23 protein-coding genes, 1 tRNA gene and 1 riboswitch are annotated in these 24014 nt (G+C 74.7%); of the genes, 11 read left to right on the forward strand and 13 right to left on the reverse strand.

What is annotated here, in order from left to right; all coding sequences use genetic code 11:
* The first annotated feature begins 18 nt into the window (after positions 1-18).
* Positions 19-954, forward strand: coding sequence for an alpha/beta hydrolase (locus ACI79Q_RS08645; protein WP_456588960.1), 936 nt, complete (start codon positions 19-21; stop codon positions 952-954).
* A 54-nt stretch (positions 955-1008) separates the two neighbouring features.
* On the opposite strand, the gene ACI79Q_RS08650 is transcribed toward ACI79Q_RS08645, so the two are convergent.
* On the reverse strand, positions 1009-1785 hold the full coding sequence (locus ACI79Q_RS08650) for an esterase/lipase family protein (protein WP_456614542.1): 777 nt from the start codon (positions 1783-1785) through the stop codon (positions 1009-1011).
* Positions 1786-1814: 29 nt separating this feature from the next.
* Positions 1815-2120, reverse strand: coding sequence for a hypothetical protein (locus tag ACI79Q_RS08655; RefSeq protein WP_456588962.1), 306 nt, complete (start codon positions 2118-2120; stop codon positions 1815-1817).
* A gap of 186 nt (positions 2121-2306) precedes the next feature.
* Here ACI79Q_RS08655 and ACI79Q_RS08660 point away from each other — a divergent pair, with 186 nt between their 5' ends.
* Entirely contained in the window at positions 2307-2567 is a 261-nt protein-coding gene (locus tag ACI79Q_RS08660; protein ID WP_456588963.1) for a hypothetical protein, read from the forward strand.
* A 42-nt stretch (positions 2568-2609) separates the two neighbouring features.
* Here ACI79Q_RS08660 and ACI79Q_RS08665 read toward each other — a convergent pair whose 3' ends face one another.
* Entirely contained in the window at positions 2610-3797 is a 1188-nt protein-coding gene (locus ACI79Q_RS08665) for an acyl-CoA dehydrogenase family protein (protein WP_456588964.1), read from the reverse strand.
* A 164-nt stretch (positions 3798-3961) separates the two neighbouring features.
* Between ACI79Q_RS08665 and ACI79Q_RS08670 the strand changes: the two genes are divergently transcribed.
* Positions 3962-4996 carry an ion channel gene (locus ACI79Q_RS08670; protein ID WP_456614543.1) on the forward strand — a complete coding sequence of 345 codons (1035 nt, stop codon included), beginning with the start codon at positions 3962-3964 and terminating at the stop codon, positions 4994-4996.
* Here the strand turns inward: ACI79Q_RS08670 and ACI79Q_RS08675 are convergent.
* From ACI79Q_RS08675 to ACI79Q_RS08690, 4 genes are all read right to left on the reverse strand, one after another.
* Positions 4993-5139, reverse strand: a complete 147-nt coding sequence (locus ACI79Q_RS08675; RefSeq protein WP_456588966.1) for a hypothetical protein — start codon at positions 5137-5139, stop codon at positions 4993-4995. The genes ACI79Q_RS08670 and ACI79Q_RS08675 overlap by 4 nt on opposite strands.
* A 43-nt stretch (positions 5140-5182) precedes the next feature.
* A complete protein-coding gene (locus ACI79Q_RS08680; RefSeq protein ID WP_456614544.1) occupies positions 5183-6265 on the reverse strand; it encodes a hypothetical protein in 1083 nt (360 codons plus the stop codon).
* A 369-nt stretch (positions 6266-6634) separates the two neighbouring features.
* On the reverse strand, positions 6635-8284 hold the full coding sequence (locus ACI79Q_RS08685; RefSeq protein WP_456614545.1) for an AMP-binding protein: 1650 nt from the start codon (positions 8282-8284) through the stop codon (positions 6635-6637).
* A 10-nt stretch (positions 8285-8294) separates the two neighbouring features.
* A complete protein-coding gene (locus tag ACI79Q_RS08690) occupies positions 8295-9263 on the reverse strand; it encodes a cyclase family protein (protein ID WP_456597691.1) in 969 nt (322 codons plus the stop codon).
* Positions 9264-9402: 139 nt separating this feature from the next.
* On the opposite strand from ACI79Q_RS08690, the gene ACI79Q_RS08695 reads away from it, so the two are divergent.
* On the forward strand, positions 9403-10695 hold the full coding sequence (locus tag ACI79Q_RS08695; RefSeq protein WP_456588970.1) for a hydroxyacid-oxoacid transhydrogenase: 1293 nt from the start codon (positions 9403-9405) through the stop codon (positions 10693-10695).
* A 6-nt stretch (positions 10696-10701) separates the two neighbouring features.
* Here ACI79Q_RS08695 and ACI79Q_RS08700 read toward each other — a convergent pair whose 3' ends face one another.
* Positions 10702-11118 carry a PaaI family thioesterase gene (locus ACI79Q_RS08700; RefSeq protein WP_456588971.1) on the reverse strand — a complete coding sequence of 139 codons (417 nt, stop codon included), beginning with the start codon at positions 11116-11118 and terminating at the stop codon, positions 10702-10704.
* Positions 11119-11250: 132 nt separating this feature from the next.
* Between ACI79Q_RS08700 and ACI79Q_RS08705 the strand changes: the two genes are divergently transcribed.
* Genes ACI79Q_RS08705 through ACI79Q_RS08720 form a run of 4 tightly spaced genes read left to right on the forward strand, consistent with a single transcriptional unit; the run spans position 11251 to position 14712 of the window.
* A complete protein-coding gene (locus ACI79Q_RS08705; protein ID WP_456614546.1) occupies positions 11251-11673 on the forward strand; it encodes a hypothetical protein in 423 nt (140 codons plus the stop codon).
* On the forward strand, positions 11670-13070 hold the full coding sequence (locus tag ACI79Q_RS08710; RefSeq protein ID WP_456613006.1) for an alpha/beta fold hydrolase: 1401 nt from the start codon (positions 11670-11672) through the stop codon (positions 13068-13070). Before ACI79Q_RS08705 ends, ACI79Q_RS08710 begins: the two co-directional genes overlap by 4 nt.
* A gap of 27 nt (positions 13071-13097) precedes the next feature.
* The gene (locus ACI79Q_RS08715) at positions 13098-14015 is read left to right on the forward strand and encodes an AEC family transporter (protein ID WP_456614547.1); all 918 of its coding nucleotides are present in this window, start codon (positions 13098-13100) and stop codon (positions 14013-14015) included.
* Between the two features lie 34 nt (positions 14016-14049).
* Complete coding sequence (locus tag ACI79Q_RS08720; RefSeq protein WP_456614548.1) at positions 14050-14712, forward strand: SGNH/GDSL hydrolase family protein; 663 nt, start codon at positions 14050-14052, stop codon at positions 14710-14712.
* Positions 14713-14821: 109 nt separating this feature from the next.
* Here the strand turns inward: ACI79Q_RS08720 and ACI79Q_RS08725 are convergent, their stop codons facing one another.
* Both ACI79Q_RS08725 and ACI79Q_RS08730 read right to left on the reverse strand, forming a co-directional pair.
* The gene (locus tag ACI79Q_RS08725) at positions 14822-16111 is read right to left on the reverse strand and encodes a heparin lyase I family protein (RefSeq protein ID WP_456614549.1); all 1290 of its coding nucleotides are present in this window, start codon (positions 16109-16111) and stop codon (positions 14822-14824) included.
* Positions 16112-16512: 401 nt separating this feature from the next.
* Positions 16513-16586, reverse strand: a tRNA-Ile gene (locus tag ACI79Q_RS08730).
* Positions 16587-16746: 160 nt separating this feature from the next.
* A riboswitch (cyclic di-AMP (ydaO/yuaA leader) is annotated at positions 16747-16902 on the forward strand.
* Between the two features lie 10 nt (positions 16903-16912).
* Between ACI79Q_RS08730 and ACI79Q_RS08735 the strand changes: the two genes are divergently transcribed.
* Together ACI79Q_RS08735 and ACI79Q_RS08740 are read left to right on the forward strand one after the other, a co-directional pair.
* Positions 16913-18139 (forward strand): murein hydrolase activator EnvC family protein, encoded by a 1227-nt coding sequence (locus tag ACI79Q_RS08735; protein ID WP_456588977.1) that lies wholly within the window; start codon positions 16913-16915, stop codon positions 18137-18139.
* A 32-nt stretch (positions 18140-18171) separates the two neighbouring features.
* Positions 18172-18921, forward strand: coding sequence for a TVP38/TMEM64 family protein (locus ACI79Q_RS08740; protein ID WP_456614550.1), 750 nt, complete (start codon positions 18172-18174; stop codon positions 18919-18921).
* Here ACI79Q_RS08740 and ACI79Q_RS08745 read toward each other — a convergent pair.
* Complete coding sequence (locus ACI79Q_RS08745) at positions 18855-19748, reverse strand: maleylpyruvate isomerase N-terminal domain-containing protein (protein WP_456614551.1); 894 nt, start codon at positions 19746-19748, stop codon at positions 18855-18857. The genes ACI79Q_RS08740 and ACI79Q_RS08745 overlap by 67 nt on opposite strands.
* 783 nt (positions 19749-20531) lie before the next feature.
* On the opposite strand from ACI79Q_RS08745, the gene ACI79Q_RS08750 reads away from it, so the two are divergent.
* The gene (locus ACI79Q_RS08750; protein WP_456588980.1) at positions 20532-21032 is read left to right on the forward strand and encodes a DUF3145 domain-containing protein; all 501 of its coding nucleotides are present in this window, start codon (positions 20532-20534) and stop codon (positions 21030-21032) included.
* A 184-nt stretch (positions 21033-21216) separates the two neighbouring features.
* Here the strand turns inward: ACI79Q_RS08750 and ACI79Q_RS08755 are convergent, their stop codons facing one another.
* Together ACI79Q_RS08755 and ACI79Q_RS08760 are read right to left on the reverse strand one after the other, a co-directional pair.
* On the reverse strand, positions 21217-22629 hold the full coding sequence (locus ACI79Q_RS08755; RefSeq protein ID WP_456614552.1) for an acyl-CoA carboxylase subunit beta: 1413 nt from the start codon (positions 22627-22629) through the stop codon (positions 21217-21219).
* Between the two features lie 77 nt (positions 22630-22706).
* Positions 22707-23948 carry a beta-ketoacyl-[acyl-carrier-protein] synthase family protein gene (locus tag ACI79Q_RS08760; protein ID WP_456588982.1) on the reverse strand — a complete coding sequence of 414 codons (1242 nt, stop codon included), beginning with the start codon at positions 23946-23948 and terminating at the stop codon, positions 22707-22709.
* Positions 23949-24014: the final 66 nt, after the last annotated feature.

Consider the following 24014-nt stretch of genomic DNA (forward strand, 5'->3'; position numbering starts at 1 on the left):
CCAGAACAGGAGTCGCCCGTGCCCGTCGACCCGAACATCGCCGCGATGCTGACCATGATGGAGCAGGCCGGCATGCCGCCCATGTACGAAGGCACCCCCGAGGCCGGGCGGGCGCTGTACCTGGCGCTCACCCACGGCGCCCGCACCCCGGAGCAGCTGGTGCCCGTGGGGAGCACCGAGGACCGCACCGTCCCCGGCGCCGAGGGCGACCTGGGGGCCCGCGTCTACCGCCCGGAGGGCGAGGGGCCCTTCCCGACGGTGATCTTCTTCCACGGCGGCGGGTGGGTCATCGGAGACCTCGACACCCACGACAACATGGCTCGCAACGTCTGCCGGGGGAGCGGCGCCGTGGTGGTCGCCGTCGACTACCGGCTGGCCCCGGAGCACCCGTTCCCGGCCGCGGCGGACGACGCGGTGGCCGCTGCGCGGTGGATCGCGGCGCACCTCGACGAGTTCGGTGGTGACCAGCGGCTGGGCGTCGCCGGGGACAGCGCCGGTGGCAACCTCGCCGCCGTCGTGGCGCAGGTGCTGCACGCCGACGGAACGCCGCTGGCGGCGCAGTTCCTGATCTACCCGGCGGTGGACGCCGAGGGCGAGTACCCGTCCCGCATCGAGAACGCCAAGGGGTACTTCCTCGAGAAGGACACCATGGACTGGTTCTACGGCCACTACGCCGGCGCGTGGGACGACGCGCAGGATCCGCGGCTGTCGCCGCTGCACGGCGCCGAGCTCTCGGGCCTGCCCCCGGCGGTGGTCGTCACGGCGGAGTACGACCCGCTGCGGGACGAGGGCGAGGCCTACGGCGAGGCGTTGCGCGCCGCGGGCGTTCCCGCCGACGTGCGGCGCTACGACGGCATGATCCACGGCTTCTTCGACATGGGCACGATCTCGCCGGCCGCGCAGACGGCGATCGACGAGACCAGCGCCCGCTTCGGGGAGCTCCTGCGCAGCTGAGCCGGCCGGCCGTGCGCGGGGCCAGTGCCCCTGGCCCCGCCCGCGCCCCGTCGCTCACCCGGCGGGGAAGAAGGCGCGCAGTCCGAGACGGGTCGGGCGCTGGAACGGCCGCCAGGCGCCGCGGGGCTGGGCCAGCCGGTCGGCGACCACCCACAGCACGGCCGGGTCCAGCCCCATGCCCAGGTGGCTGGCGTGCACGGCGACGTTCTCGCTGATCGGCCCCTCCTGCTGCAGGCAGGTGCGCCAGTCGACGACGCCGTCCCAGCGCGAGTACACCGAGGTGCTCGGCACCGGCAGCGCCGGGGCGGGACGCACGTCCCGCACCGCACGCAGGCGTCGGTACTCCTGGTACATGCCGGCGCCCACGGCGGCGCGGCGCGGCCGGGACGGCACGCCGGCGACCGGGGAGCCGAGCGAGACCACCTGCCGCACCAGCTGCGGGGATCGCTCGGCCAACCGACGGGCGAAGATGCCACCGAGGCTCTGGCCGACGATGCTCACCGGGCCGCCGTGCTCGTCGGCGAGCCGCTGCACCAGCGCCCGGACGCCGTCCACCACCTCCGGCCGGGGCCCGTGGTTGCGGCCGAGGTCCCAGCCGACCACGGGGTGACCCAGCCGGCCGATCCAGCGGCGCAGCGTCCGGGTGGAGGCGTCGGAGGCCAGCCAGCCCGGCAGGACGACGACCGGGTGCGGCTCGCCGCGCGGGGCGAACCGGAGCAGCGGGGACCCGGCCGCGAGCGCGCCGGCGCTGACCAGTGCGCGGGCCGGCTCGGTGAGGGCCAGCAGGTCGTCGGTGCGGGTGCCCCGAGGGCGCCCGGACGGGGTGCTCACCGGAGGTGCATGCCCGGCCGGAGGCGGGATCAGTCGCTCGGCGGCAGCACGCGCGGGACGAACACCTCGTCGATCGGCCGGGGGCCGACGTACTGGCGGCAGGTGCACGGCACCCAGCTGTGACCGGACCAGCGACCGCGCTTGTCGTAGGTGTCGCGCCGCAGCTCGGCGTAGCAGGTGTTGCTCTCGGTGTCGTGCTGGCTCAGCGTGTGCCCGCAGCCGCAGAGCGGGGTCATCGGTGCGGGCGGGGCGCTCCGCCGCCCCCGGCCCAGTCGCCCGGCGACGAAGCCGGCGCCGAGCAGCGCCGCGCCCACCAGCAGGCTGATCGGATCCATCTACGTGCACCTCCTGCGCGAGACATCGACGGTAACGCGCGAACGCCGTCCCCCGGCGGGGTGACCGCCGGTGACGGCGGCGCCGGCGGGTCGGTCGCGCAGCGTGGTGGCGACGGCGGTCGGCGGGGAGCCGCTTTCGCCCGATCGTGGTGATTGACCGGCCGTGACGTGGGGCACTGGTTGCAGGTGAGCACGTACGCCGTGGGTTTCGCCCGTCCCGACCGCTGGTCCGGCGGGCCGCGCACCGAACCGAGCTACCCGTGGCACGCCGTGGAGGCCCACCGCCCGCCGGCCGAGCTCGACGGCGAGGTGGAGCTGGCCGTCTGCGGGGCCATCGTCCAGGTCTGGGGCACGCAGAAGTGGCAGCGCGTCGGCGTGGGCCGCACCGGCTGCCCGGAGTGCGCGCGCCTCACCGCCGTCGACAGCCGGCTGACCACCGCCCGCTGACCCCGGGCCCCCTGGTCGGCCGGCCGGAGCCGGCCGACCAGCTCAGCGCTGCTCGGGCTTCCGGCCGCTGATCGCCGACAGCCCGGTGATCGCCCGGCCGACGATCAGCGCCTGCACCGAGTCGGTGCCCTCGAAGGTGAAGATCGCCTCCATGTCGGCGTGGTGACGGGCGACGTGGTGGTCGAGCAGGATCCCGTCACCGCCGAGGATGTCCCGCGCGTCGGCGACGATCGCCCGGGCCTTGGCCGCGTGGTTCATCTTCGCCAGCGACGCCATGGCGGCCGTCATCCGGCCGGCGTCGGCGAGCTTCGACAGCCGCCAGCACATCAGCTGCATCGACGTGATCTCGGCCAGCATGCGGGCGAGCTTGTCCTGCACCAGCTGGAAGCCGGCGATGGGCTGCCCGAACTGCTCGCGCTGCAGGGCGTGGGCGAGGGCCAGCTCGTAGGACGCCGTCGCCAGGCCGAGCGCCCGCCAGGCGACCGTGTAGCGGGTCCGGTCGAGCATCGAGGAGACGTCCTTGAACGAGTGGCAGTTGGCCAGCTTGTTCTCGACCGGAACCCGGACGTCGGTGAGGGTGATCTCGGCCTGCCACACCGCGCGCAGCGCTGTCTTGCCGGTCATCACCGTCGCCTCGTAGCCCGGCGTGCCCTTCTCGACGACGTAACCGCCGACCTTCCCGTCCTCGCCGCGTGCCCAGATGATCACGTAGTCGGCGATCGTGCCGTTGCCGATCCACTTCTTCTGCCCGTTGAGCACGAAGGCGTCACCGTCACGGCGGGCCGAGGTCTCCAGGCCCACGGCGTCGGAGCCGTGCTTGGGCTCGGTCAGGCCGAACGCCCCGATCTTCTCGAGGCGCACCATCTCGGGCAGCCAGCGCTCGCGCTGCTCCTCGTCGCCGAGGACGGCGATCGACTGCATCGCCAGGAAGCTGTGCACGCCGTTGAAGGTGCCGATGCTGCCGTCGGCGCGCGCCAGCTCCGCGGCGACCAGGCCCGCGGCGACGTTGCTCATGCCGGGGCAGCCGTAGCCCTCGATGGTGCCGCCGACGACGCCGAGCCCGGCGAGCTTCTGCGCCATCTCGAAGGGGAACTCCGCGCGTTCCCAGTAGTCGTTGATGTGCGGGGTGACCTCTGCGTCGCAGAAGGCCCGGACCCGGTCGCGGATCTCGATCTCCTCCGGCTCGAGGAGGTCATCGATGGCGTAGAAGTCAGGGCTGTCGACGGTCACGGTCCCGAACGTACGACGAACAGGTGCATGCTGCCCGTCGTCCGGTGCGTCGCCGGGGCGGCGCGGCTGCTGATCGCGCTGGTCGCGGCGCGTGGTCGGTGCGGCACTGCCCGGGGCGCGCCGCGGTAGCTTGCGTCGTCCCGGTCCCTGCCCCTGGAGCTCCGTTGCCGTTCCTCCTCCACCGCTTCACGCGGTTCGTCCGGCTGCGCCTGACCGGCTGGCGGCTGCCGCTGGCGGTCGCGGTGTTCGTCTTCCTCTCCAGCTGGCTGGCGATGGCGCTGGTCGAGCCCGTGGGCAGCGACATCACCGCGCCGGGCACCTACTGGTGGTACTTCCTCGTCACCGCCGCGACCGTGGGCTACGGCGACGTCTTCCCCAGCTCCGTCGTCGGCCGGGTCATCGGCGCCTACGTGATCGTGGGCGGCATCGTCACCCTGACCCTGTTGTTCACCCGGCTGTCCGAGGCCCTGCAGTCGTTGCGGGGCCGCCGTCTGAGAGGTGTGGTTCCCCTGGACCTGTCCGACCACGTGGTGCTGCTGGGCTACTGGCCCGGGCGCACCGAGCGGATCGTCGCCGAGCTGACCGCCGAGGGGCGGACCCAGGTCGCGCTGTGCGCCTGGGAGGACGTCATGGAGAACCCCATGCCCGACCAGCCGGCGGTGCACTTCGTCCGCGGCGACCTCACCCACGAGGACGTCATGCATCGGGCGTGCGTGCCGCGGGCCCGGACGGTGGTCGTCGACGTGCGGGATGACAACGAGACGCTCGCCGTCGTGGTGGCCGCCGAGCACGCCCACCCCGGGGGCCACCTCGTCGCGGCGCTGCGCGACCTCGAGCGGCGAGACACGCTGCGCTACGTCAGCGCCGGCGTGCAGGGCGTCCAGTGGCACATGCCGTCCCTGCTCACCGAGGAGGCCAACGACCCTGGCATCACCCAGGTCTACAGCGAGCTGATGACCCACGGCGGGCGGAACACCTACTCGCTGACGGTGCCGGCCGGCTTCCCGCACGCGACGTTCGGCGAGTGCCAGCGGCACTTCGGCGAGGCCTTCGGGGCGACCGTGCTGGCGGTGCGCGGCCCCGACGGGCTCGCGGTGAGCCCGCCCTGGGACACCCCGCTCGCGGTGGGGACGACGCTGTACTACGTCGCGGCCGGCCGCATCCCGGCCCGGCAGCTGACCGCCGTCCGGCGCACCTAGGAGGGGTGGCCCTCGACGTCGCCCTCGTCGCCCTGCGGGGCCTCGCGGGGCGCGCTCTGCTCCTCCAGGGATGCCGCCATCTCGGGCGACTCCTGCTCCAGGGCGATGTCGCGGGGCTGCGGCGTCTCGTGCTCCGTCGTCATGCCCCCACCCTGCCGCAGTGCGGCGCCCGCCGCCCCCCGGTCGTCACTCGTCTCCGGGGGCCAGCCACCCCGGGCGGTAGAGCACGGTCCCCGACAGCCCGGGCACGTCCAGCACCACCGTGCCGGTGAGCTCCTGGGTCGGTCCGAGCGGAGCCGCCGGGAAGGGCGCCGCGCCGGTGTCGCACACCCCGGCCGGGGAGCCGCCGGCGACGACCGTGCCGTCGTCCCCGACCAGGCGGAAGTCCCCGGCCGCCACGCTGCGCTCGCTCCCCAACGCGGAGAGGTCGGCGCCGGTGGTCACCGTGATCCGGACCGCGACCAGCGACCCGTTGCTGGGGACGACGGCGGCGTCGGCGCAGCTCACGCCGGGCAGCACCTCCTCCACCGTGACGGTGAGGACCAGGTCGCTCGTCGCGGGATCCCGCACCTCCAGCGGCGCACCGGGCACGAGGACCACGGCCGGCTCGGGGGTCTCGGTGGGTGGTGGCTCGGGGGTCTCGGTGGGTGGTGGCTCGGGGGTCTCGGTGGGCTGCGGTTCCGTGGGTGGTGGCTCGGGCGTCTCGGTGGGTGGTGGCTCGGTGGACGGCGGTGAGGGGGGCTCGGTGGGCGGCTCGCCGGGTGGCGGCACCGCCGGCGATGCCGGGGTGGTCAGGGGTGCCGGGGCGGGCAGCGGTGGCGAGGACGCCGGGTCCGGGGACGCGGACGGAGCTGACGTGGGGCCGGGGGAGGGTGTGGCCTCGACGGCGGCGGGGACCGGGTCGCCGGCGGGTTCCTCGTCGAGCGGCTCGCCCGGGTCGTCGTGGGATCGCTCCGGCGTCTGGGTCGGCGACGGCGACGGAGACGGCGGCGCGGGCCGCCCTCCCGCGTCCCCGGGGGCCGGCGGTACGGGGCGGGGAACGCCGGCGGTGGGAGCACCGGGCAGGAACCAGTCCTCGTCGCCGGGTGGGAGAGCGCCGATGGTCGGGATCACAAGCGGCCCCATGCCGCTGCCTCCCTCAGGGGGGAGCAGCCAGATCCGCGTCTCCGCCCGGTCGTCCGCCGCCACCTGCAGGCCGGCGGACCCGGCCGCGGGCAGGCCGGCCCCGCTCAGCGCGACCAGCGCGGCGGACCCGAGCCCGCCCGTCACCACGCCCAGGGCACGCAACCGGCGGAGGGCCGCCGCCTCCGCGGCGCGGCGGGTCGATGGCGAGGTCGGAGCCGTCGCCCGCCTCGGCACGAAGCGCCCGCGTGCCGGCGCCGCGTGCCGGACGGCCGAGGGATCCCGGGGGACCGGCGACGGCCGCCGCACCCCGGGGGCGCCCGAGGTGGGTGCCGCGGCATCCACCCCCGGGACCGGGACAGCCCCGGCGGGGGGCTGGGGCGGGGTGGTCATCGTCATCACCGCCAGGATCGACGAGCCGGGGGAACGGCCGGGAAGGAGCAGCTGGACGCTAGCCGTCCGGTGGGCGATCCGGGAGGGCTTCCGAAACGGCACCGCCCTCGTTTCTCGGAGGCGTCACCGACCCCGCAGTTCCCGGCGCAGGATCTTGCCGGTCACCGTCTTGGGCAGCTCGTCGACCAGCTCCACGCTGCGCGGGTACTTGTAGGCGGCCATGCGCTCCTTGCAGTGCGCGATCAGCTCCTCCGACGTCGTGCTCGCCCCTGGCTTGAGGCTGACGAACGCCTTCACGGTCTCGCCGCGCTTCTCGTCGGGCACGCCGACCACCGCCGACTCGCGGACGGCGGGGTGCTCGGCCAGCACGTCCTCGACCTCCCGCGGCCACACCTTGTAGCCCGAGGCGTTGATCATGTCCTTCTTGCGGTCGACGATGAACACCCAGCCCTCGTCGTTCATGAAGCCGACGTCGCCGCTCTTGAGCGCACCGCCGGGCAGGCCGGCCGCCGTCTCCTCCGGCTTGCCCCAGTAGCCGGCCACGACCTGCGGCCCCTCGGCGACGATCTCGCCGATCTCGCCCAGGGGCAGGTCGCGGCCGTCGTCGTCCTGGATGCGCACCACCGTGTTCGGAGCGGGGACACCGACCGACAGCGCACCCGAGACCGGGTCCACCGGCGACGGCGACCCGAACGGCGTCACCGTCATCGGCGAGGTCGTCTCGGTCAGGCCGTAGGCGTTGTGCACCTGCTTGCCGGTGGCGGCCAGGAAGTTCTGCTCGGCGGTCGGCGAGATGGCCGCACCGCCGGAGTAGATCGAGGTGAACGAGTCGAAGTGGTCACGCGTGAAGCCCGGGGCGTTGAGCAGTGCGCTGAACGCGGTGATCGCCCCGATGGTGAACGTCGGGCGGTGCTCGGCGAAGGCGTCGAGCACGACCTGGGGCTCGAACCGGTAGGCCAGCACCAGCGGCGCCGGCACCAGCAGGCTGACCGCGATGTGCCCGATCAGCCCGGTGATGTGGAACAGCGGGGCGACGCCGAAGATCGCGCCGTCCCGGCCGGCGTGCACCCAGTCGCGGTAGACCTGTGCCGTGAAGACCACGTTCCGGTGGGTGTTCATCGCGCCCTTGGGCACGCCGGTGGTCCCCGAGGTGTAGGTCAGGAACGCCACGTCGTCGGAGCGCAGGCCGACCGGCGGTGGCACCCGGCCGCGGTGGACGGCGACGAACTCGGCGAAGTCCGTCGTCCCCTCGTGCCGCTGCCGGCTGATGCCGGCGAAGAGCCGCTCGTCGTCCCGCGTCTGGAACTCCAGTTCGCTCGTGGTGAGGACGAGGCGGACGTCGGTGTCCGGCACGACCTCGCGCGCGACCTCGTCGTAGAGCGTCTCCAGGGCCAGCAGCACCGTGGCCCCGGAGTCCGCGAGCAGGTAGGAGAGCTCGCGGGCCCGGCTCATCGGGTTGATCGACACCATGATCCCGCCGGCCTTCCAGGCGGCGACCATGGCGATCACGAACTGCGGCACGTTCTGCAGGTAGACCGCCAGCCGGTCGCCCGGCCCGAACCCGCGCTCGAGCAGGCCGACGGCGAGCGCGTCGCTGAGCTCGTCGAGCTCCCGGCGGGTGATCGTCCCGTCGAAGTACCGCAGCGCGACGCCCAGCGGGTCCCGCTCGACCCCGGCCCGGAACATGTCCAGGGCGGTGTCGTACTCGATCGGGTAGTCGGCCGGCTGGTCGCCGTAGAGCGCCAGCCAGGGCCGGTCGTCGTAGCCGGTCACGACCGCGGCCTCACTTGATGACGACGGGGTTGACGGGGGTGCCGGCCGCCTTCGCGACCTTCAGCGGGGCGGCGACGTACAGGAACGCGTACTGCCCGTCCTCGGCGCAGTCGGCGGCCAGCTTCTCGAGGTCGGCGATCTCGGTGAGGGTGACCCCGAGGTTGCGCATCAGCGCGTTGTGCAGCACCAGGGCGACGCCGTTGTTGGGGTCGAAGGTGACCTCGTTGGCGATCGTGTCGGTGACCAGGTTGGGGATCTCCATGTCCTGGAACCACCGCACCAGCTCGGGGGAGTAGACCAGCCCCGGCTCGTTGAAGCCCTCGTAGAAGGCCTCGCCCTGCTCGTGGAAGAGCTGCAGGAAGTTGGTGCGGATGACGAGGATGTCGCGCTTCTGGATGGGCGTGCCCTGCGCCTCGGCGCAGGCGACGAGGTCCTCGTGGGTGAAGGTCTCGCCCTTGTCGAGGGTGGGCTTGCCGCGGAAGCGCGCCATGTCCAGGAGCACGGCACGGCCGACGACGCCGCGCTCGGCGATCGGCGCGACGCTGGCCTTCTCCAGCCCGCCGACCGTGGTCCGGGCGTCGTAGCCGTTGTAGATCTTCCCGTCGTACCAGAGGTGGCCGAGGGCGTCGTACTGGGTGGAGCCCTGGAGGTAGGCGTCGATCTTGTCGTCGGCGTAGTGCAGGCCGCCGGGGTACTGGGCGCCCTTGCCCCCCTCGTCCCAGTCGCTCTCGTCCAGCACCTGGGTGCGCACGGCGGGGGTGCGGCCGGGCCACACCGGGTCGCCCTTGGGGTCACCGATGAGGCGCTGCAGCGTGAAGACCTTGCCCGAGCGCACGAGCTTGACCGCGGCGAGCACCTGCTCGGGGCCGAGGTAGTTCAGCGCGCCGACCTCGTCGTCGGGCCCCCACTTGCCCCAGTTGGTGGGCGCGTCCTTCAGGAGCTCACCGAGGTAGGGCGCGGTCGTGGGGGTGTCGGTCACGGATGCCTCCAGAGCTGGTCGACGGCCCGTCCGTCGACGGGCGGGGCGGTGACCTGGACTATTCGCCGCTGTGGTGCCGACCACAACCGGCGTGCAACATTCGGTGCAACCGACGCCGACCGAGCCGCAGGGAGCCCCCTTGACCACCAGCACCGTGCCCGGCAACCCCGAGTCCGTCTTCACCTACGGGGCCCCGCAGCTGAAGTTCGGCAACGGCGCCTCCGACGAGATCGGCTTCGACCTCAGCCGGTACGGCGTGCGGCGGGTCCTCGTCGTGACCGACCCGGGGGTCGCGGCCACCGGGCACCCGCAGCGGGTGGCCGACCAGATGGCGCAGTTCGGCATCGAGGCGCGGGTGTTCGACGGCGTCCACGTCGAGCCGACCGACCAGAGCCTGGTCGCTGCCATCGACGAGGCCCGGTCGTCGGGTCCCTGGGACGCGTTCGTCGCCGTCGGTGGCGGGTCGAGCATCGACACGGCCAAGGCGATCAACCTGCTCACCACCAACCCCGGTGAGCTGATGGACTACGTCAACGTCCCGGTCGGCAAGGGGCAGGCGCCGTCGGAGCCGCTCAAGCCGCTGGTCGCCGTCCCGACGACGACGGGCACCGGGTCGGAGAGCACGACGATCTGCGTGATGGATGTGATCTCGGCCCGGGTGAAGACCGGCATCAGCCACGCCCGGCTGCGCCCCACCCTGGCCGTCATCGACCCCGACCTCACCCGCAGCCAGCCCTCCGGCGTGACCGCGGCGTCGGGCATGGACATCCTCTGCCACGCGCTGGAGAGCTACACCGCCCGCTGGTACACCACCTACGAGCACAAGTCCCCCGAGGAGCGGGTGCCCTACTGCGGCTCCAACCCGATCTCGGACATGTGGTCGGAGAAGGCGCTCACCCTGCTCGCCGGGTCCTTCCGCACCGCCGTCCGCAACGGGGACGACGTCCAGGCGCGGTCGGACATGGCGATCGCGGCCACCTTCGCCGGCATGGGCTTCGGCAACGCCGGCGTGCACATCCCGCACGCCAATGCCTATCCCATCGCCGGGCAGGTGAAGGACTTCCACCCCAAGGACTACCCGGGCGACGAGGCGATGGTCCCGCACGGGATGTCGGTCGCCCTCACCGCGCCGGAGGCCTTCCGGTTCACCTTCGAGGCGTCCCCGGAGCGGCACGTCCGGGCGGCCGAGCTGCTGGCGCCGGGTGCCGACCGCCCCGCGGACCTGGCGGAGTTCCTGCCCACCGTGCTCGCCGACCTGATGCGCGACATCGACATCCCCAACGGGGTGGGTGCCGTCGGCTTCGGCGAGTCGGACATCCCCGACCTCGTCGACGGCGCGATGAAGCAGCAGCGGCTGCTGGCCACCTGCCCGCGCGCCGTCACCGAGGACGACCTCGCCGGCATCTTCCGGCGGTCGCTCTCGCTGTGGTGAGGCCCCTCAGCGAGGGGGGACGACGGTCTTGGTGACCTGACCGGTCGCCACGAGGACGCCGTCCACGGTGGCCTCCGCCCGCATGAACGCGACCGCCCGGCCGCGGCGCAGCACGGTCGCCGTCACCTCCACGGTGGAGTCGGCGGCCACCGGTCGCAGCAGCGAGGCGGAGACGTCGTGGGTGACCGCGTGCTCGCCGTCGCCGAGGGAGGGCAGCAGCGCCAGGAACGAGGCGACGTCGAGGAGGGCGTAGACGACGCCGCCGTGCAGCAGCCCCGCCGGGTTCTGCGCGGCGGGGCCCACCGGGAAGCGGATGCCGGCCGCCGGGTTCCCGGCGTCGCGCAGCTCCACCCCGAGGAACCGGTGGAGCGGGATGTCCAGGACGGCCTGCACGTGGGCGTCGGTAACGGGTTCGCCGGTCACCCGGTCAGCATCCATCAACAGCCCCGGTGGCTTCCCACAGGCCCGACCGGAGCCCGTCGCGGGGTGCGCCCGCGCTCCTAGCCTCCGCCTCGACGTCTCCGCCTCGATCGCGGGACCAGGGGAGGAGCGGCGGTGATCCGGTACGGGGACCCCGAGGCGCTCGACGCGCTGGCGGCCGAGCTCGTGCGGCGTGCGCGGGAGGTGCGGGAAGCGGGGGAGGAGCACCGGCGCGACGGCCGGCGGGCCCAGTGGGTGTCCGACGCCGCCACGGCGTACCGGCGCCAGCAGGCGCGGTACTGCGCGGACGTCGACGCCGCGGCCGAGGCGATCGAGCGGGCCGCGGAGCTGCTGCGCCGGCACGCCGACGAGGTGCGCGCCCGGCTCGCCGCGATCGCCCGGGCGGAGCGGGCGGTCCGGTCGTGGCTGGCCGAACGGGCCGCCCGCGGGGAGAACGCGCTCGAGCAGGTGGGTGAGGTTCTGGGCGGACTCCCCGAGGCGGGTGCCGACGCCTGGCGCGCGGTGCCGGCCCGGCTGAGCGGCGCGGGCCTGTGGTGACCGCCCCCGAGCTCTCGGTCAGCGGCGGGGCCGGCGGCGTCGAGGCGGAGCTCGCCGACCTCGTCACCCTGGGACGGAGCAGCGCGGGCCTGGCCGAACTGCTCGCCCGCACCAGCGCGGCGTGCCACCTGGTGCTCGCCGACCCCGACCTGCTGGCCTCCGCGCTCCTGGACCCTGCGGGCGTGGCGCGGGTGGGTGCCGCCCTGCTGGAGGCGCTGGACGGTCCGCGCGGACTGACCGCGCTCGCGGTGCGGTTCGCGGCGCGGGCCGTCGCGCTGGAGGACGCGGCCGCGGCCTACGAGGCGGCCGACCGCGCGCTCGCCGAGCTGGCCGACGACCTGGAGTGGGCGGCCGGCTGCCTCTGGCCGGTCACGACGGCGGCCCTCGTCCTGGGCACTGCCGGGCGGGCCGTCAGCGACCCGACCGGCGCGGCCGCCGACGTCACCGCGCTGCTCGCCGACCCCGAGCGCTGGCTGACCGACCGCCCGGGGCTGGTCGACGACGCGATGGGCGCGCTGCCCGGTGCGGCCACCATGGCCGGCGGTCTCGCGGTCGGCCCCACCGGCCGCTGGCTCGGCGGTGAGGACGTCGGCGCCGCGGCCCGCCGGCTCGGACGGCTCTGGCCCGACGGGGCCCCGGTGGTCACGCGGCTGCCCGACGACGTCAGCGGTCCAGCGACCGCGCCACCCCGCGGGATCGACGACCTGCTGGGCGCGCTCGAGGTCCGGGCACGGAAGTCCGGCCCGGCGCGCGACACGATCGCCGTCCGGGTGCTCACCCGCGCCGACGGTGGCACCGCCTACGTCGTCGACATCCCCGGCACCGGCGTCTGGAACGCGCCGTCGGGCACGGTCCACCCGCGGACCCACGACCTCGGGACCAGCCTCCGGGTGCTCGGCGGTGACACGACGACGCGCCAGGCGGGGATCGCCGAGGCGCTCCACCGGGCCGGTGCGGAGCCGTCGGACCCCGTGCTGCTGGTCGGGCACAGCCAGGGCGGGATGGTGGCCGCGCAGGCGGCCGCGGACGCCGGCGGCCCGGGCTTCGGGTTCGACGTGCGCGCCGTGGTCACCGTCGGGGCACCCGTCGCCCGCGTCGACGTCCCGCCGGAGGTGCAGCTCCTCGCGCTGGAGAACCGCCACGACCTCGTCCCGCAGCTGGACAGCCGCGCCAACGACGACAGCCCGAACGTCACCACCGTGACCTTCGCGGCGCAGCACGGCAGCGTCGCGGACAACCACGCCATCGGGGCCGCGTACCGGCCCGCCGCCCGGGCGGTCGATGCCGGGGAGGACCCGTCGCTGGCCGCGTTCCGCGCCGCCGCCGCGCCCTTCCTGGTGCCGCCCGGCGAGCCGGCGTCGGTCGTCGCGCACGTCTACGAGATCGGCCGGAGGTGACGTGGCCGCGCTGGCTAGTCTGCCGTGGTGCAGGGGGCGGCGGTGGTGCTGCCGGAGTTCTCCCTCATCGTCCTGGGGCTGGTGCTGCGCCGCTGGGCCTGGCGGTCCCCGGGATTCTGGGCGGAGCTCGAGCGCCTCGTGTACTTCGTGCTGTTCCCGGCCCTGCTGCTCCGCACCACGCTCGCCGCCGACGTCGCCGCGGCCGGTACGGGGGTGGCCCTGCTGGCGGCGGTGGGGGCGATCGCGGCGGGCGCGCTGCTCGGCGCGCTCGTGCGGTGGTTCCCGGGCATCGACCGGGTGACCGCGGCCTCGGGGTGGCAGACGGCGTTCCGCTTCAACTCCTTCCTGGCGCTGGCCCTCGTCGACGACCGCGGGCCGGCCGCGCTCGCGCTGATGGGCGTCCTGCTGGGCGTCACCGTGCCCGCGGTCAACGTCCTCGCGGTGCTGGCGCTCGCGGGAGGCACCACTGCGGCGAGCGGACGCGGCGCCGTTCTCGGCGTGCTCGGGGCCGTCGTCCGCAACCCGCTGATCGTGGCGACCGTCGCCGGGCTCGCCGGCAACGCCGCCGGCGTGGTGCTGCCGGAACCGGTCGACGCCACGCTCGGCCGGATCGCCGCCGCGGCCGTGCCCATGGGGCTGCTGACGGTGGGTGCGGCGCTGCGGATCGGCGAGCTGGCCCGCCGGGAGTGGGCGCTCTCCGGCTACCTGACGGCGGTCAAGCTGCTCGCGGTGCCCGCGGCGGCGCTGGCCCTCGTGGCGCTCCTGGGCATCGAGGGCGACCAGCGCGCCGTCGTCCTCGCGTTCGCCGTCGTGCCGCCCGCCACGGCGTCCTACGTGCTGACGGCCCGCATGGGCGGCAACGGCGGGTTCGTCTCCGCGCACATCTCCCTGGCGACGACGGCCGCGCTCGGGACCGTGCCGCTGTGGTTGCTGGTCGCGGGCTGAGGAGGAGGCGTGCGGTCCGCTAGCGTCCTGAGGCATGTCGCGGCGGCGCACGATCGCGATCACCGGCGGGATCGTCGGGCTCGCCCTGGTCCTGTCGGTCCTGATCCCGGGCAGCCCGACGCGGGTCGTCGCCCGGGGCGCCGTGCACGCGGAGTGCGTCACGTGGGTGGGCGACGAGGGGAGCCGGTCGCTGGCGGTGTACGGGGACTCGATCAGCCGCGCGGACAGCGAGCCCCGGTTCGGCTTCCACGGCGGCCGCTCCTGGTACTCCCACCTCGTCTGCTCCGACGAGTTCACCGACGGCGCGAACGCGGCCGTGGCCGGGGAGACGGCGGCGGAGGTGCTGGGGCGTCTCGAGGCCGACGCGCCGCGGGTCGACGTCCTGGTCATCCAGGCCGGCACGAACGACCTCCGCCTCGGGGTGCCGACGAGGGAGACGGTGGCGAACCTGCGCCGGGCGGTCCGGCTGGGGCAGGAGGCCGCGGGCACGGTGCTGCTGGCGACGGTGCAGCCGTGGACGGACACGGACGCCACGGCCCTGAATGCCGCGGTCCGCCGGCTGGCGGACAGGACGGGCGTCGAGCTGGTGGACTTCGCCGGCGTGCTGGGTGACCGCGACCTGACCCGGGACGGGGTCCATCCGACGGAGGCGGGCGCCCGCGCCCTGGCCGACCTGGTGGCGGATGCCGTGACCTAGACGCCGACCACAGGGGCCGCGCGCTGCCCGCAGTCCGGAGAGCTCCGGACTGCGGGCAGCGACCCCATGACGGTCGGGCCTGCTCGCCGGACCCGGCGAGCCGAGCAGGTCAGTCCATCGCGTTCAGTGACGCGACGGACTCGCGCGTCGGGCCGAAGCCGATCGGGGAGTGCTGGAGGTAGTGCGTCCGGTAGGTCCCGGCCGCCGAGTAGATGCCCTGCTTGATGTAGACGGACTGCCCCTCGTACAGGTTGGCGACCCGCTCGGACAGGACCTTCTCGCCCTGGTGCCAGACCTCGATGAGGCCCTTCGCCGGGTCGGGGGACCAGATGAACCGGACGGTGTGGTCGTTCCAGGCGCCCTTGTCGATCGTGCCGAGGTTGAAGGTCCGGACGTACTGCGCGTCGCCGGCGGTCCTGCCGCCCGTGCCACCCCGGACGTCGACCATGAGGTTCTCGTTCACGTCCGACCAGAAGTGCACGTTGGGGTTGCCGGAGTTCACCGTCTGGTGCCACTGCGTGTAGATCAGGAACTGGCCGCGCTCGTCCCAGTCGAAGTCGGCCGGGAAGAACGTGGACCAGGCCCACCACTGCTCGTCGCCGGGCCGGACGTCGCCGGAGGCGGCGATCGAGTCGCGGACCTCGGAGCGGAGGGTGCCGTGCGTGCCGTTCCAGCCGGTGTCGCCGCGCTGCACGGTGAAGAAGGCGGTGCGCTCCGAGCCGGGGTACGGGTTGGCCGTGGTGGTGCCGTACTGGTCCGACCGGAGGGCGTGGATCTCGGGCCAGGGGCCGGGGACCAGCGTCGTGGCGTCGTAGCCCCAGACCCGCGTGGGCTGGACGGCGGGCAGCTCGGACTCGGGCTCGGGCTCGGGCTCGGTCGCGGGCGGGGGCGTCGTGGTCGTCGGCGTCGTGGTCGTCGGGGGCGTGGTGGGCTCCGTGGACGGCGCCGGCGGCTCGGTGGTGGTGGGCTCGGGCGGGGGCGTCGTGGTGACCGGGGCCGCCTCGGCCGGCTGGCCGCCGGGGTAGATGTGCACCGGCTCCGTCCGCTCACCCTGCACCTTGGCGTGGTCCCGCGGCACGACCACGAAGGCGTACCGCGGGGTGGACAGCGGCAGCCGGGGCGACGTCCAGGCGGTGGCGCCGGTGGAGCCCACGATGCGACCGGCGGCGCCGGAGGTGACGTCGATGACGAGGTAGTCGCGGGCCCCGGGCACCCCCGTCCAGTCCAGCGAAGCCCGCTGATCGACGGCCTCGCCGGTGAGATCGGCCGGGGGGAGCAGCACGGCGGCGGCCTGCGTGTGCGATGTGACGGGCCGAGGGGCTGCCAGGACGGCGTCGGCGAGTCCGGCGCCGCCGATCAGGGTCAGGGCCGCCAGGACGGCCAGGTTGCGCTTGTTCATGGCGTCGGTCCTCAGATCAGGTCGAGCGGGGTCTGGACGAGGCGGTCGGCGGCATGGACGCCGCCGCCGGCATCGGTCAGGACGGCGGTGGCGACGGCGAGCACGAGACCGGCCCTCGAGGGGAGCCGGGCAGGCGCTGCAGATGCCGCTCGGACGCCGCGTCCGGGGCTGCGGCGGTGACACCACCGGTCGAACCGACGGCGGCTGAACGCTCTGTCACGCATCAATTACGCCACGTCATGAAGGCGGCGGTGCAGAGGCGCGCCGGTCGCCTTCCGGCCGCGGCGCCGGTGTGGCGCACCGCTGACGCCGAGGCGCCTACACCCATTGGGAGCCGTGTCCTTGCTCACGCGGACAGGGAGGCGCGAGCGCCAGGCACGACACCGCTGGCATGGGAGAGGTGGGGCGGGTGGGGCTCGAACCCACGACCCAGGGATTATGAGTCCCATGCTCTGACCAGCTGAGCTACCGCCCCGGACCCGCCAGCCTGCCAGACGGCGCCGCGGCGCCGCAGCCACGTCCTGGGGCCGGTGGGGCGAACTGACAAGGTCCGTTACCCCCCTGTGACATTCGGGCGATCCGCTTGTACCGTCTCTCGCGGCCCATCCGATCCCGCTCCCGAAACCCGGGGGCTCGGACGGGCCCCGCCGAACTCTGCGGCCTCACCGCCGCGGGGACCGGGGACCCACGTTCTCTGGGGTGAATCCCGCCTGCGCCACCACGGGCAGGCAGGTAGGGCATGTTCCGGCCCGAACCCGTCAGCTGACCTGGTAGGCGGATAGAGGAACGGAGACCGTCGCCTTGGCGACCTCGCACCACCTGCGCCACCACGTCCCGGCCGCGCCCGCGCGCCGGGCCCTCAGCCGCACCCGTCGGGCGGCCACCGCCGCCACCGCACTGCTGGCGCTCGCACTGCTCGGGACGTCGACCGCGGCGGCCGCGCCGGGCGACGCGCGCAGCGAGCACGACCGCGTCGAGGCGGAGGTCGCCGACATCGAGCAGCGCGTGCGCGACGCAGAGGAGCGCCTGCAGCAGCTCACCCTCCGGGCAGAGGAGGCCAGCGGCGCCGTGCTCGCCGCGCAGGCCGAGCTCGACCGCGCCCGCGAGCACGCCGACGCCATCGCCGCCGAGCTCGCCGCCGTCCGGGAGGCCGTGGCGAGTACCCAGGGTGAGGTAGCCGCCCTCGGCCGGGAGGCCTACATGGGCAGCGACAAGTCCATGAAGCAGCTGGAGATGGTGCTGCACGCCGACGGCCCGGGGGAGCTCCTCCAGCAGGCCGCGACGCTCGATCTCCTCGGTGAGGATCGCGCGCAGGTGCTCGAGGACCTGCGGGTGGCCGAGGCCCGCGAGGCCCGGCTCGACCAGGAGGCGAAGGCCGCCGTCGCCGAGCGGGATGCCGCAGCGCGCAAGGCCCAGGGCATGCAGGCGGAGGTCGACGCCCTCCTCGCGGCCGCGCAGACCGACTTCGATGCGCTCACCGCCGAGAAGGCGGCGCTGGACGAGCAGCTGCGCGAGGCGGAGATCCGCATGCTCAGCCTCCGCGGCACGGCCGACCCCGTCGCCGCCTGGTCCGAGCAGCAGGCCACCGAGCAGGCGGCCGTGGCGGCGGCTCCCGCGACCGCCGGGGCCGGCCGGCTCACCCAGGGGCGGGTCACCTCCTGCTACGGCAGCCGGTGGGGTACCCAGCACCTCGGCGTGGACATCGCCGCGCCGATCGGCACCCCGATCTTCACGCCGGAGCCCGGGGTCGTGCTGCAGGCCGGGCCGGCCAGCGGGTTCGGCCTCGCCGTCGCCATCCAGCACCACGACGGGGCCATCACCGTCTACGGGCACGTGAACCAGTTCTTCGTCTCGCCGGGCCAGGTCGTCAGCGGTGGGCAGCAGATCGCCGAGGTGGGCAACCGGGGCCAGTCCACCGGCCCGCACCTGCACTTCGAGGTGCACCTCGGTGGCCTGTACGCCAACCGGTCCAACCCGGTGCCGTGGCTGGCCCAGCGCGGCATCACCCTCGGCGGCAGCTGCGGCTGAGGCTGGTTGACGCCATCGGTCAGGATGAGCACGTGCGGACGACGGCGGGGGCGAGCCCGTGGCTGCGGGCGTGGCTCCTCGTCGCGCTGCTCGCGACCGGCGTGGTCGCCGCCCTCGCCGTCGACGTGCCCACCCTGGCGCAGGTCCGCTCGTGGGCCGACGGCGGCGGCCTCCGGACGTGGCTGCTGCTGATCGCCGCGCAGGGGGTGGTCCTGCTCGCGCCCGTCCCACGGTCGGTGCTGGCGGCGCTGACCGGAGCGGTCCTGGGGTTCGGCGCGGGCTTCGCGGTCGCCTACACCGGTGCCTTCCTGGCGGCGACCGGTGCGTTCTGGCTCGCGCGGGGCCTGGGTCGCCCGGCCGTGGAGCGGCTGGCGGGGCCGCGGCTCGGCCGCGTGGACCGGTTCTCCAGCGACCGGGGCTTCGTCGCGGTGGTGCTGAGCCGGGTGGTCCCGATGGTGCCCTTCGTCCTGGTCAACTACGCGGCGGGCCTGAGCGCTGTACGGCCGCTGACCTACGGCATCGCCACCGCCGTCGGACTGGTACCCGGCACGGTGGTGCAAGTGGGCGCCGGCGCCTCGGCCGGCGCGGTCGTCGCCTGGATGCCGACCGCCACGGTCGCCCCGGTGGTCATCGTGCTGGTGCTGCTGCTGCTTGCCGGTGCGGCCGTGTCGAGGTACCGATCCCGCACCGGCGAGCAGGTGGGCGAGGACGCGGGTCAGCGCCCGCCGAAGAACCGCCCCAGCGCGCCGCCGGCCCCGCCCACGGTGCGGGCGGCCAGCTGAAGGATCGGTCCGCCCGGGATGCCCGGCACCTGCTGGACGATCGGCGCCAGCTGCAGGAGCCCGGGCACGTCGTGGACCTTCAGTCTGCGGCGGGCCACCGCCGGTACCGGGTTCACCCGGCCGGCGGCGGCGTCGAGCAGGAGCTCGGGGGTTGCCTCCACGGCCGGGCCCTCGACGACACCCGGCGGCACCCGTCGCACCCGCCACCCGTCGTCGTCCGCGGTGAACCCCCAGCCGCCGTCGGGTGTCACCAGGCTGACGCGGCCGGCGATGCCCGACGAGGCGGCCAGTGCGCCGGTCACGTCGGTCAGCGCCGCGAGCCCTGACTGCAACACGGGGCCAGGCGGTGGTGGCGCACCGCAGGACACCAGGTCCAGCCCGTGGACGGCGAGCTCGTAGGCCTGTCCGAGGACGACGCTGAGCAGCGGCAACCGGCCGACGACCGAGACCGCGGGTGCGGTGTCGAGCTCCACCGGCTCGTCGGTCAGGTAGCGGGCCGTCGCCTCGCGGTTGCGGCGCAGGGCGGCCAGCACCTCCGCACGGGAGGCGTCGCGGTGGGCGGCGGTCACCCGAGCGTTGACCGCGTCCGGGTCGGGGGGCGTGCCGGCGCCGCCGGTCCGGGCCGAGGCGATGAGGTCGGGCAGGGCGGTGTGGTCGTCCCAGCAGCCCAGGTGCACGCAGATTTCGTGGGCCCGCCACCCGGGGAGCCGGGACCGGCGGTCGAGGTCCACCGATTCCGCCTGCGCGAGGAAGGCGTCCCACGCGTCCAGCACCATCCCCGCGACCGCGTCGCGGCCCGCCTCGGCCATGCCCTGGTGTCCGCCCACGCGGAGGCCCTACCCGGAGGCCGCGCGAGGCAGGCACGGCGCACCGTGGCGCCGGTCACCCGCCCGGGTGAGCGCGCCGTCACGCGGCGGCGGGCGCGGACCGATCGCCCCTCCGTGAGCGAGACACCGGCGCGCGACCGCCGAGCGGGCTGGGGCCACGCCTGCGGACGACGGTCGCGCCCGGCGGTCCCGGCCGTGCTGGTCGGCCTGCGGTCCGGCCTGTACCGAGCCGGGCGACGACGTCGAGGACCTGTGCACCGGGCCGACGTCGCCATGTACCGGGCGAAGAGCACCGGCGGCGACCGGGTGGGGGTCCTGGACTCCTGAGCCGGATCCGTCCACGCCGCGTGGCCCTGACGCTACGCACCGTGGTCGGCGGCGAGAAGGACGCGCTGGTCGCAGGCGTCTGGGGGTGGATGAGCGCCCCGGACGCCGACTACCGTGCGTAACGACGCTCTGGGGCGCGGCCGCTCGCGTTCCGAGCCCTCGTGGGCCGGTATGGTTCCGGCCCGCCGGGCGGACCTGTGAATTCGCTGACGCATGTGGACGCCGCCAGTAACAGATGGTATTGCCCGCTGACCAGCGACAAAGCGGTGCACCGGCGGCCGGGCGAGCGCAACTGTCACTTTCGTCCCAGGAGTCGCAGCCGGGCTGGCGCGATGGGGGCACCATCGTGCAAACTTGTCGCGGGAGCCCTGCTCCGCCACTGCCGATAACGGCGCGTCACCGAATCGATGGGTCCGTAGGGGAAGACGAGACCGATCGAGTCGATGGAGGTGCCCGGTGCAGCGACGGTCAACCCAGGGTGTCGTCTTCGTGCACTCGTGCCCGAAGGCGCTCTGCCAGCACGTCGAGTGGGCGCTGGAACGCGTCGTCGGCGCGCCGGTCTCCCTGTCGTGGGCTGAGCAGCCCGCGGCGCACGGTGCCTACCGTGCCGAAGTGGCGTGGACCGGTTCGCCCGGTACCGGCGCCAAGCTGGTGGCTGCGCTGCGCGCGTGGCCGATGCTGCGCTTCGAGGTGACCGAGGAAGCCAGCCACGGCAACGACGGCGAGCGCATGTCCTACGTGCCCGGGCACGGGGTCTTCCGCGCGCCCACCAGCGCCAACGGCGACCTCATCGTCACCGAGCAGCAGCTGCGGCACCTCGCGGCGACGGCGTCCTCCGTCGAGGCGTTCCGGCACGGCGTCGACCAGCTGCTGGGCGCCGCGTGGGACGCCGACCTGGAGGTCTACCGGCACGCCGGCGACGGCAGCCCCGTCACCTGGCTGCACCAGGTCGTCTGAAGGTCACGATCGGGGCACGACACTCCCGGCCTGGTCGGGGAGTCGTCGTAGCCTGGAGCGGGCCGTCCGGGCGCCGTCGGGGAAGCGGCGCCGGGACGGCCTTTCCACGTGGTGAGGTACTGGAACGGCCCCGTCCAGAGGCTCGCGCCGAGCGTGCGAGGCGTGAGGAGGACGGGGTCCTTCGTCAGAGCGGGATGTTGCCGTGCGCCCCGCGACCGAGCGGTGCTCCGGCGAGCGCCTCGATGAGCCGCTGCCGCGTCCGGGCCGGCTCGACCACCTCGTCGACGACGCCGATCTGCAGCGCCCGGTTGACCCCGCCGGCGATCCGCTCGTGCTCCTCGGCCAGCTGCGCGTGCAGCGCCTCGCGCTCACCGGGCGGGGCGGCGGCCAGCTTCTTCCGGTGCAGGATGCCGACCGCCGCCTTGGCGCCCATGACGGCCACCTCGGCGCCGGGCCAGGCGAACACCTTCGTGGCGCCCAGCGAGCGGGAGTTCATCGCGATGTAGGCGCCGCCGTAGGACTTGCGGGTCACCAGCGTCACGCGCGGGACCACGGCCTCGGCGAACGCGTGCAGGAGCTTGGCGCCGCGGCGCACGACGCCGTCCCACTCCTGGCCCACGCCCGGCAGGTAGCCGGGCACGTCGACCAGCACCACCAGCGGGATGCCGAAGGCGTCGCACATGCGCACGAACCGCGCCGCCTTCTCCGCCGACGCGGAGTCCAGGCAGCCGCCGAGCCGCAGCGGGTTGTTCGCGATCACGCCGACCGTCCGCCCGGCGAGCCGGCCCAGGGTGGTGACGACGTTGGGCGCGAACCGGGGGTGCAGCTCCAGGCCCGGCTCGTCGAGCACCGAGGAGACGAGCGGCTTCACGTCGTAGGCCCGGTTGGTCTGCTCGGGCAGCAGCGCCGCCAGGTCGTTCCCCGCCTCCTCGGCGGCCGGGGCGAAGCTGCCCTGCGCCGCGAGCAGGTCGACGGCCAGCCGGGCGGTCTCCAGGGCGGCGGGCTCGGAGTCGGTGACCACGTGCACCACCCCGCTGCGCCGCCCGTGCGTGTCGGGGCCGCCGAGGCTCTCCATGTCGACGTTCTCGCCGGTCACCGAGCGGACGACCTCCGGCCCGGTGACGAACACCCGGCCGGCCGGACCCATGATCACCAGGTCGGTCAGCGCCGGGCCGTACGCGGCCCCACCGGCCGCGGGGCCGAGCACCACGGAGATCTGCGGGATGCGCCCGGACGCGCGGACCATGGCCGCGAAGACCTCGCCGACGGCGTGCAGCGCGGTCACGCCCTCGGCCAGGCGGGCGCCGCCGGAGTGCCAGATCCCGATGACCGGCACGCGCTCGCGCAAGGCGGTGTCGATGGCGTCGACGATGTGCCGGCAGCCGTCGATGCCCATCGCGCCGCCCATCACCGTGGCGTCCGTGCAGAAGGCGACGGCCTGGCTGCCGGACACCGCGCCGCGGGCGGCCAGCACCCCGGAGGTGTCCCGGGTGCCGAGCAGCTGCATGGAGTCGGCGTCGAAGAACCGCCGCAGCCGGTCCTCCGGGTCACGCGGGTCGGGGGCCGTCACGGCGGGCGCGGCCTGGACTGTCGTCACGGGTTCCTCCGGATCGTGTGGCCCCGTCCGGAGGCTCGCCCCGAGCCTGCGAGGGGTGAGAGGGACGGGGTCCTTCTTCAGGCGGTGGTGAAGACCAACGCGATGTTGTGCCCGCCGAAGCCGAACGAGTCGTTGACCGCCGCGGTCAGCTGCGCCCGGCGCGGCTCCCGGCGGACGATGTCGAGGGCCTGCACGGCGGCGTCGTCGTCGGGGTCGTCGAGGTTCGCCGTCGCCGGCACGATCTGCTCGCGCAGCGCCAGGATCGTGAACACCGACTCCAGGGCGCCGGCGGCGCCCAGCAGGTGGCCGGTCTGGCTCTTGGTGGCGCTCACCAGCACGTGCTCGCCCAGCGAGGAGCGGATGGCCGCGGCCTCGGCGGTGTCGCCGACGGGGGTGGAGGTCGCGTGGGCGTTGACGTGCCCCACGTCGGCGGGGGAGAGGCCGGCGTCGCGCAGCGCGGCGGCGATCGCCCGTCCGGCGCCCTCGCCCTCCGGGTGGGGGGCCACCAGGTCGTAGCCGTCGGCGGTCGCGCCCGCGCCGGCCAGGCGGGCGTGCACGCGCGCTCCGCGGGCGGCGGCGGAGTCGGCCCGCTCGAGCACGAGCGCGGCCGCGCCCTCGCCGAGGACGAACCCGTCCCGGCCCTTGTCGAACGGGCGGGAGGCGCGCTCGGGCTCGTCGTTGCGGGTCGACATGGCGCGCATGGCGGCGAACCCGGCCATGGGCAGCGGGTGGACGCAGGCCTCCGCGCCACCGACGAGCACGATGTCGGCGCGGTCGAACCGCAGCAGGTCCAGCCCCCAGCGGATGGCCTCGGCGCCCGAGGCGCAGGCGCTCACCGGTGCGTGCACGCCGCCCCTGGCCCCGACGGCCAGGCCCACAGCGGCCGCCGGCCCGTTGGGCATCAGCATCGGGATGGTGAAGGGGGAGACCCGCTTGGGCCCCTTCTGCTCGAGGACGTCGTCCTGGCCCAGCAGCGTCAGCGCCCCGCCGATGCCGGTGCCGAAGACGACCGCGATCCGCTCGGGGGCGACACCGGCGTCGCCGGCCCCGGACTCGGCCCACGCCTGCTCGGCGGCCACGACCGCAACCTGCTGGCTGCGGTCGAGCCGGCGGGCGCGGACCCGGTCGATCTGCTCGGCGGGTTCGGTGGCCAGGCGGGCGACGAGCTGGGCCGGGAACTCCTGCACCCACTCCTCGGTGATCCGGCTGACGCCCGAGCGCCCGGCGAGCAGGGCGTCCCAGGTGCTGGCCACGTCGCCGCCGAGCGGCGTGGTGGCGCCCAGGCCGGTGACGACGACGTCGGTGGTGGACGGGCTCATGGGATCTCCTCGTGCGGACGACGGCCGGGTGGGCCGGATCGGGGGGATCGGGTCCCGCCGGCGGTC

Source organism: Blastococcus sp. SYSU DS0828, from assembly GCF_054050975.1.

What these genes read in the sequence shown, in the direction of transcription:
- ACI79Q_RS08655 (WP_456588962.1), bottom strand. Translation starts at nt 2,120, where the DNA reads ATGGATCCGATCAGCCTGCTGGTGGGCGCGGCGCTGCTCGGCGCCGGC.
- ACI79Q_RS08675 (WP_456588966.1), bottom strand. Translation starts at nt 5,139, where the DNA reads ATGACGACGGAGCACGAGACGCCGCAGCCCCGCGACATCGCCCTGGAG.
- ACI79Q_RS08720 (WP_456614548.1), top strand. Translation starts at nt 14,050, where the DNA reads ATGTCGCGGCGGCGCACGATCGCGATCACCGGCGGGATCGTCGGGCTC.
- ACI79Q_RS08725 (WP_456614549.1), bottom strand. Translation starts at nt 16,111, where the DNA reads ATGAACAAGCGCAACCTGGCCGTCCTGGCGGCCCTGACCCTGATCGGC.
- ACI79Q_RS08760 (WP_456588982.1), bottom strand. Translation starts at nt 23,948, where the DNA reads ATGAGCCCGTCCACCACCGACGTCGTCGTCACCGGCCTGGGCGCCACC.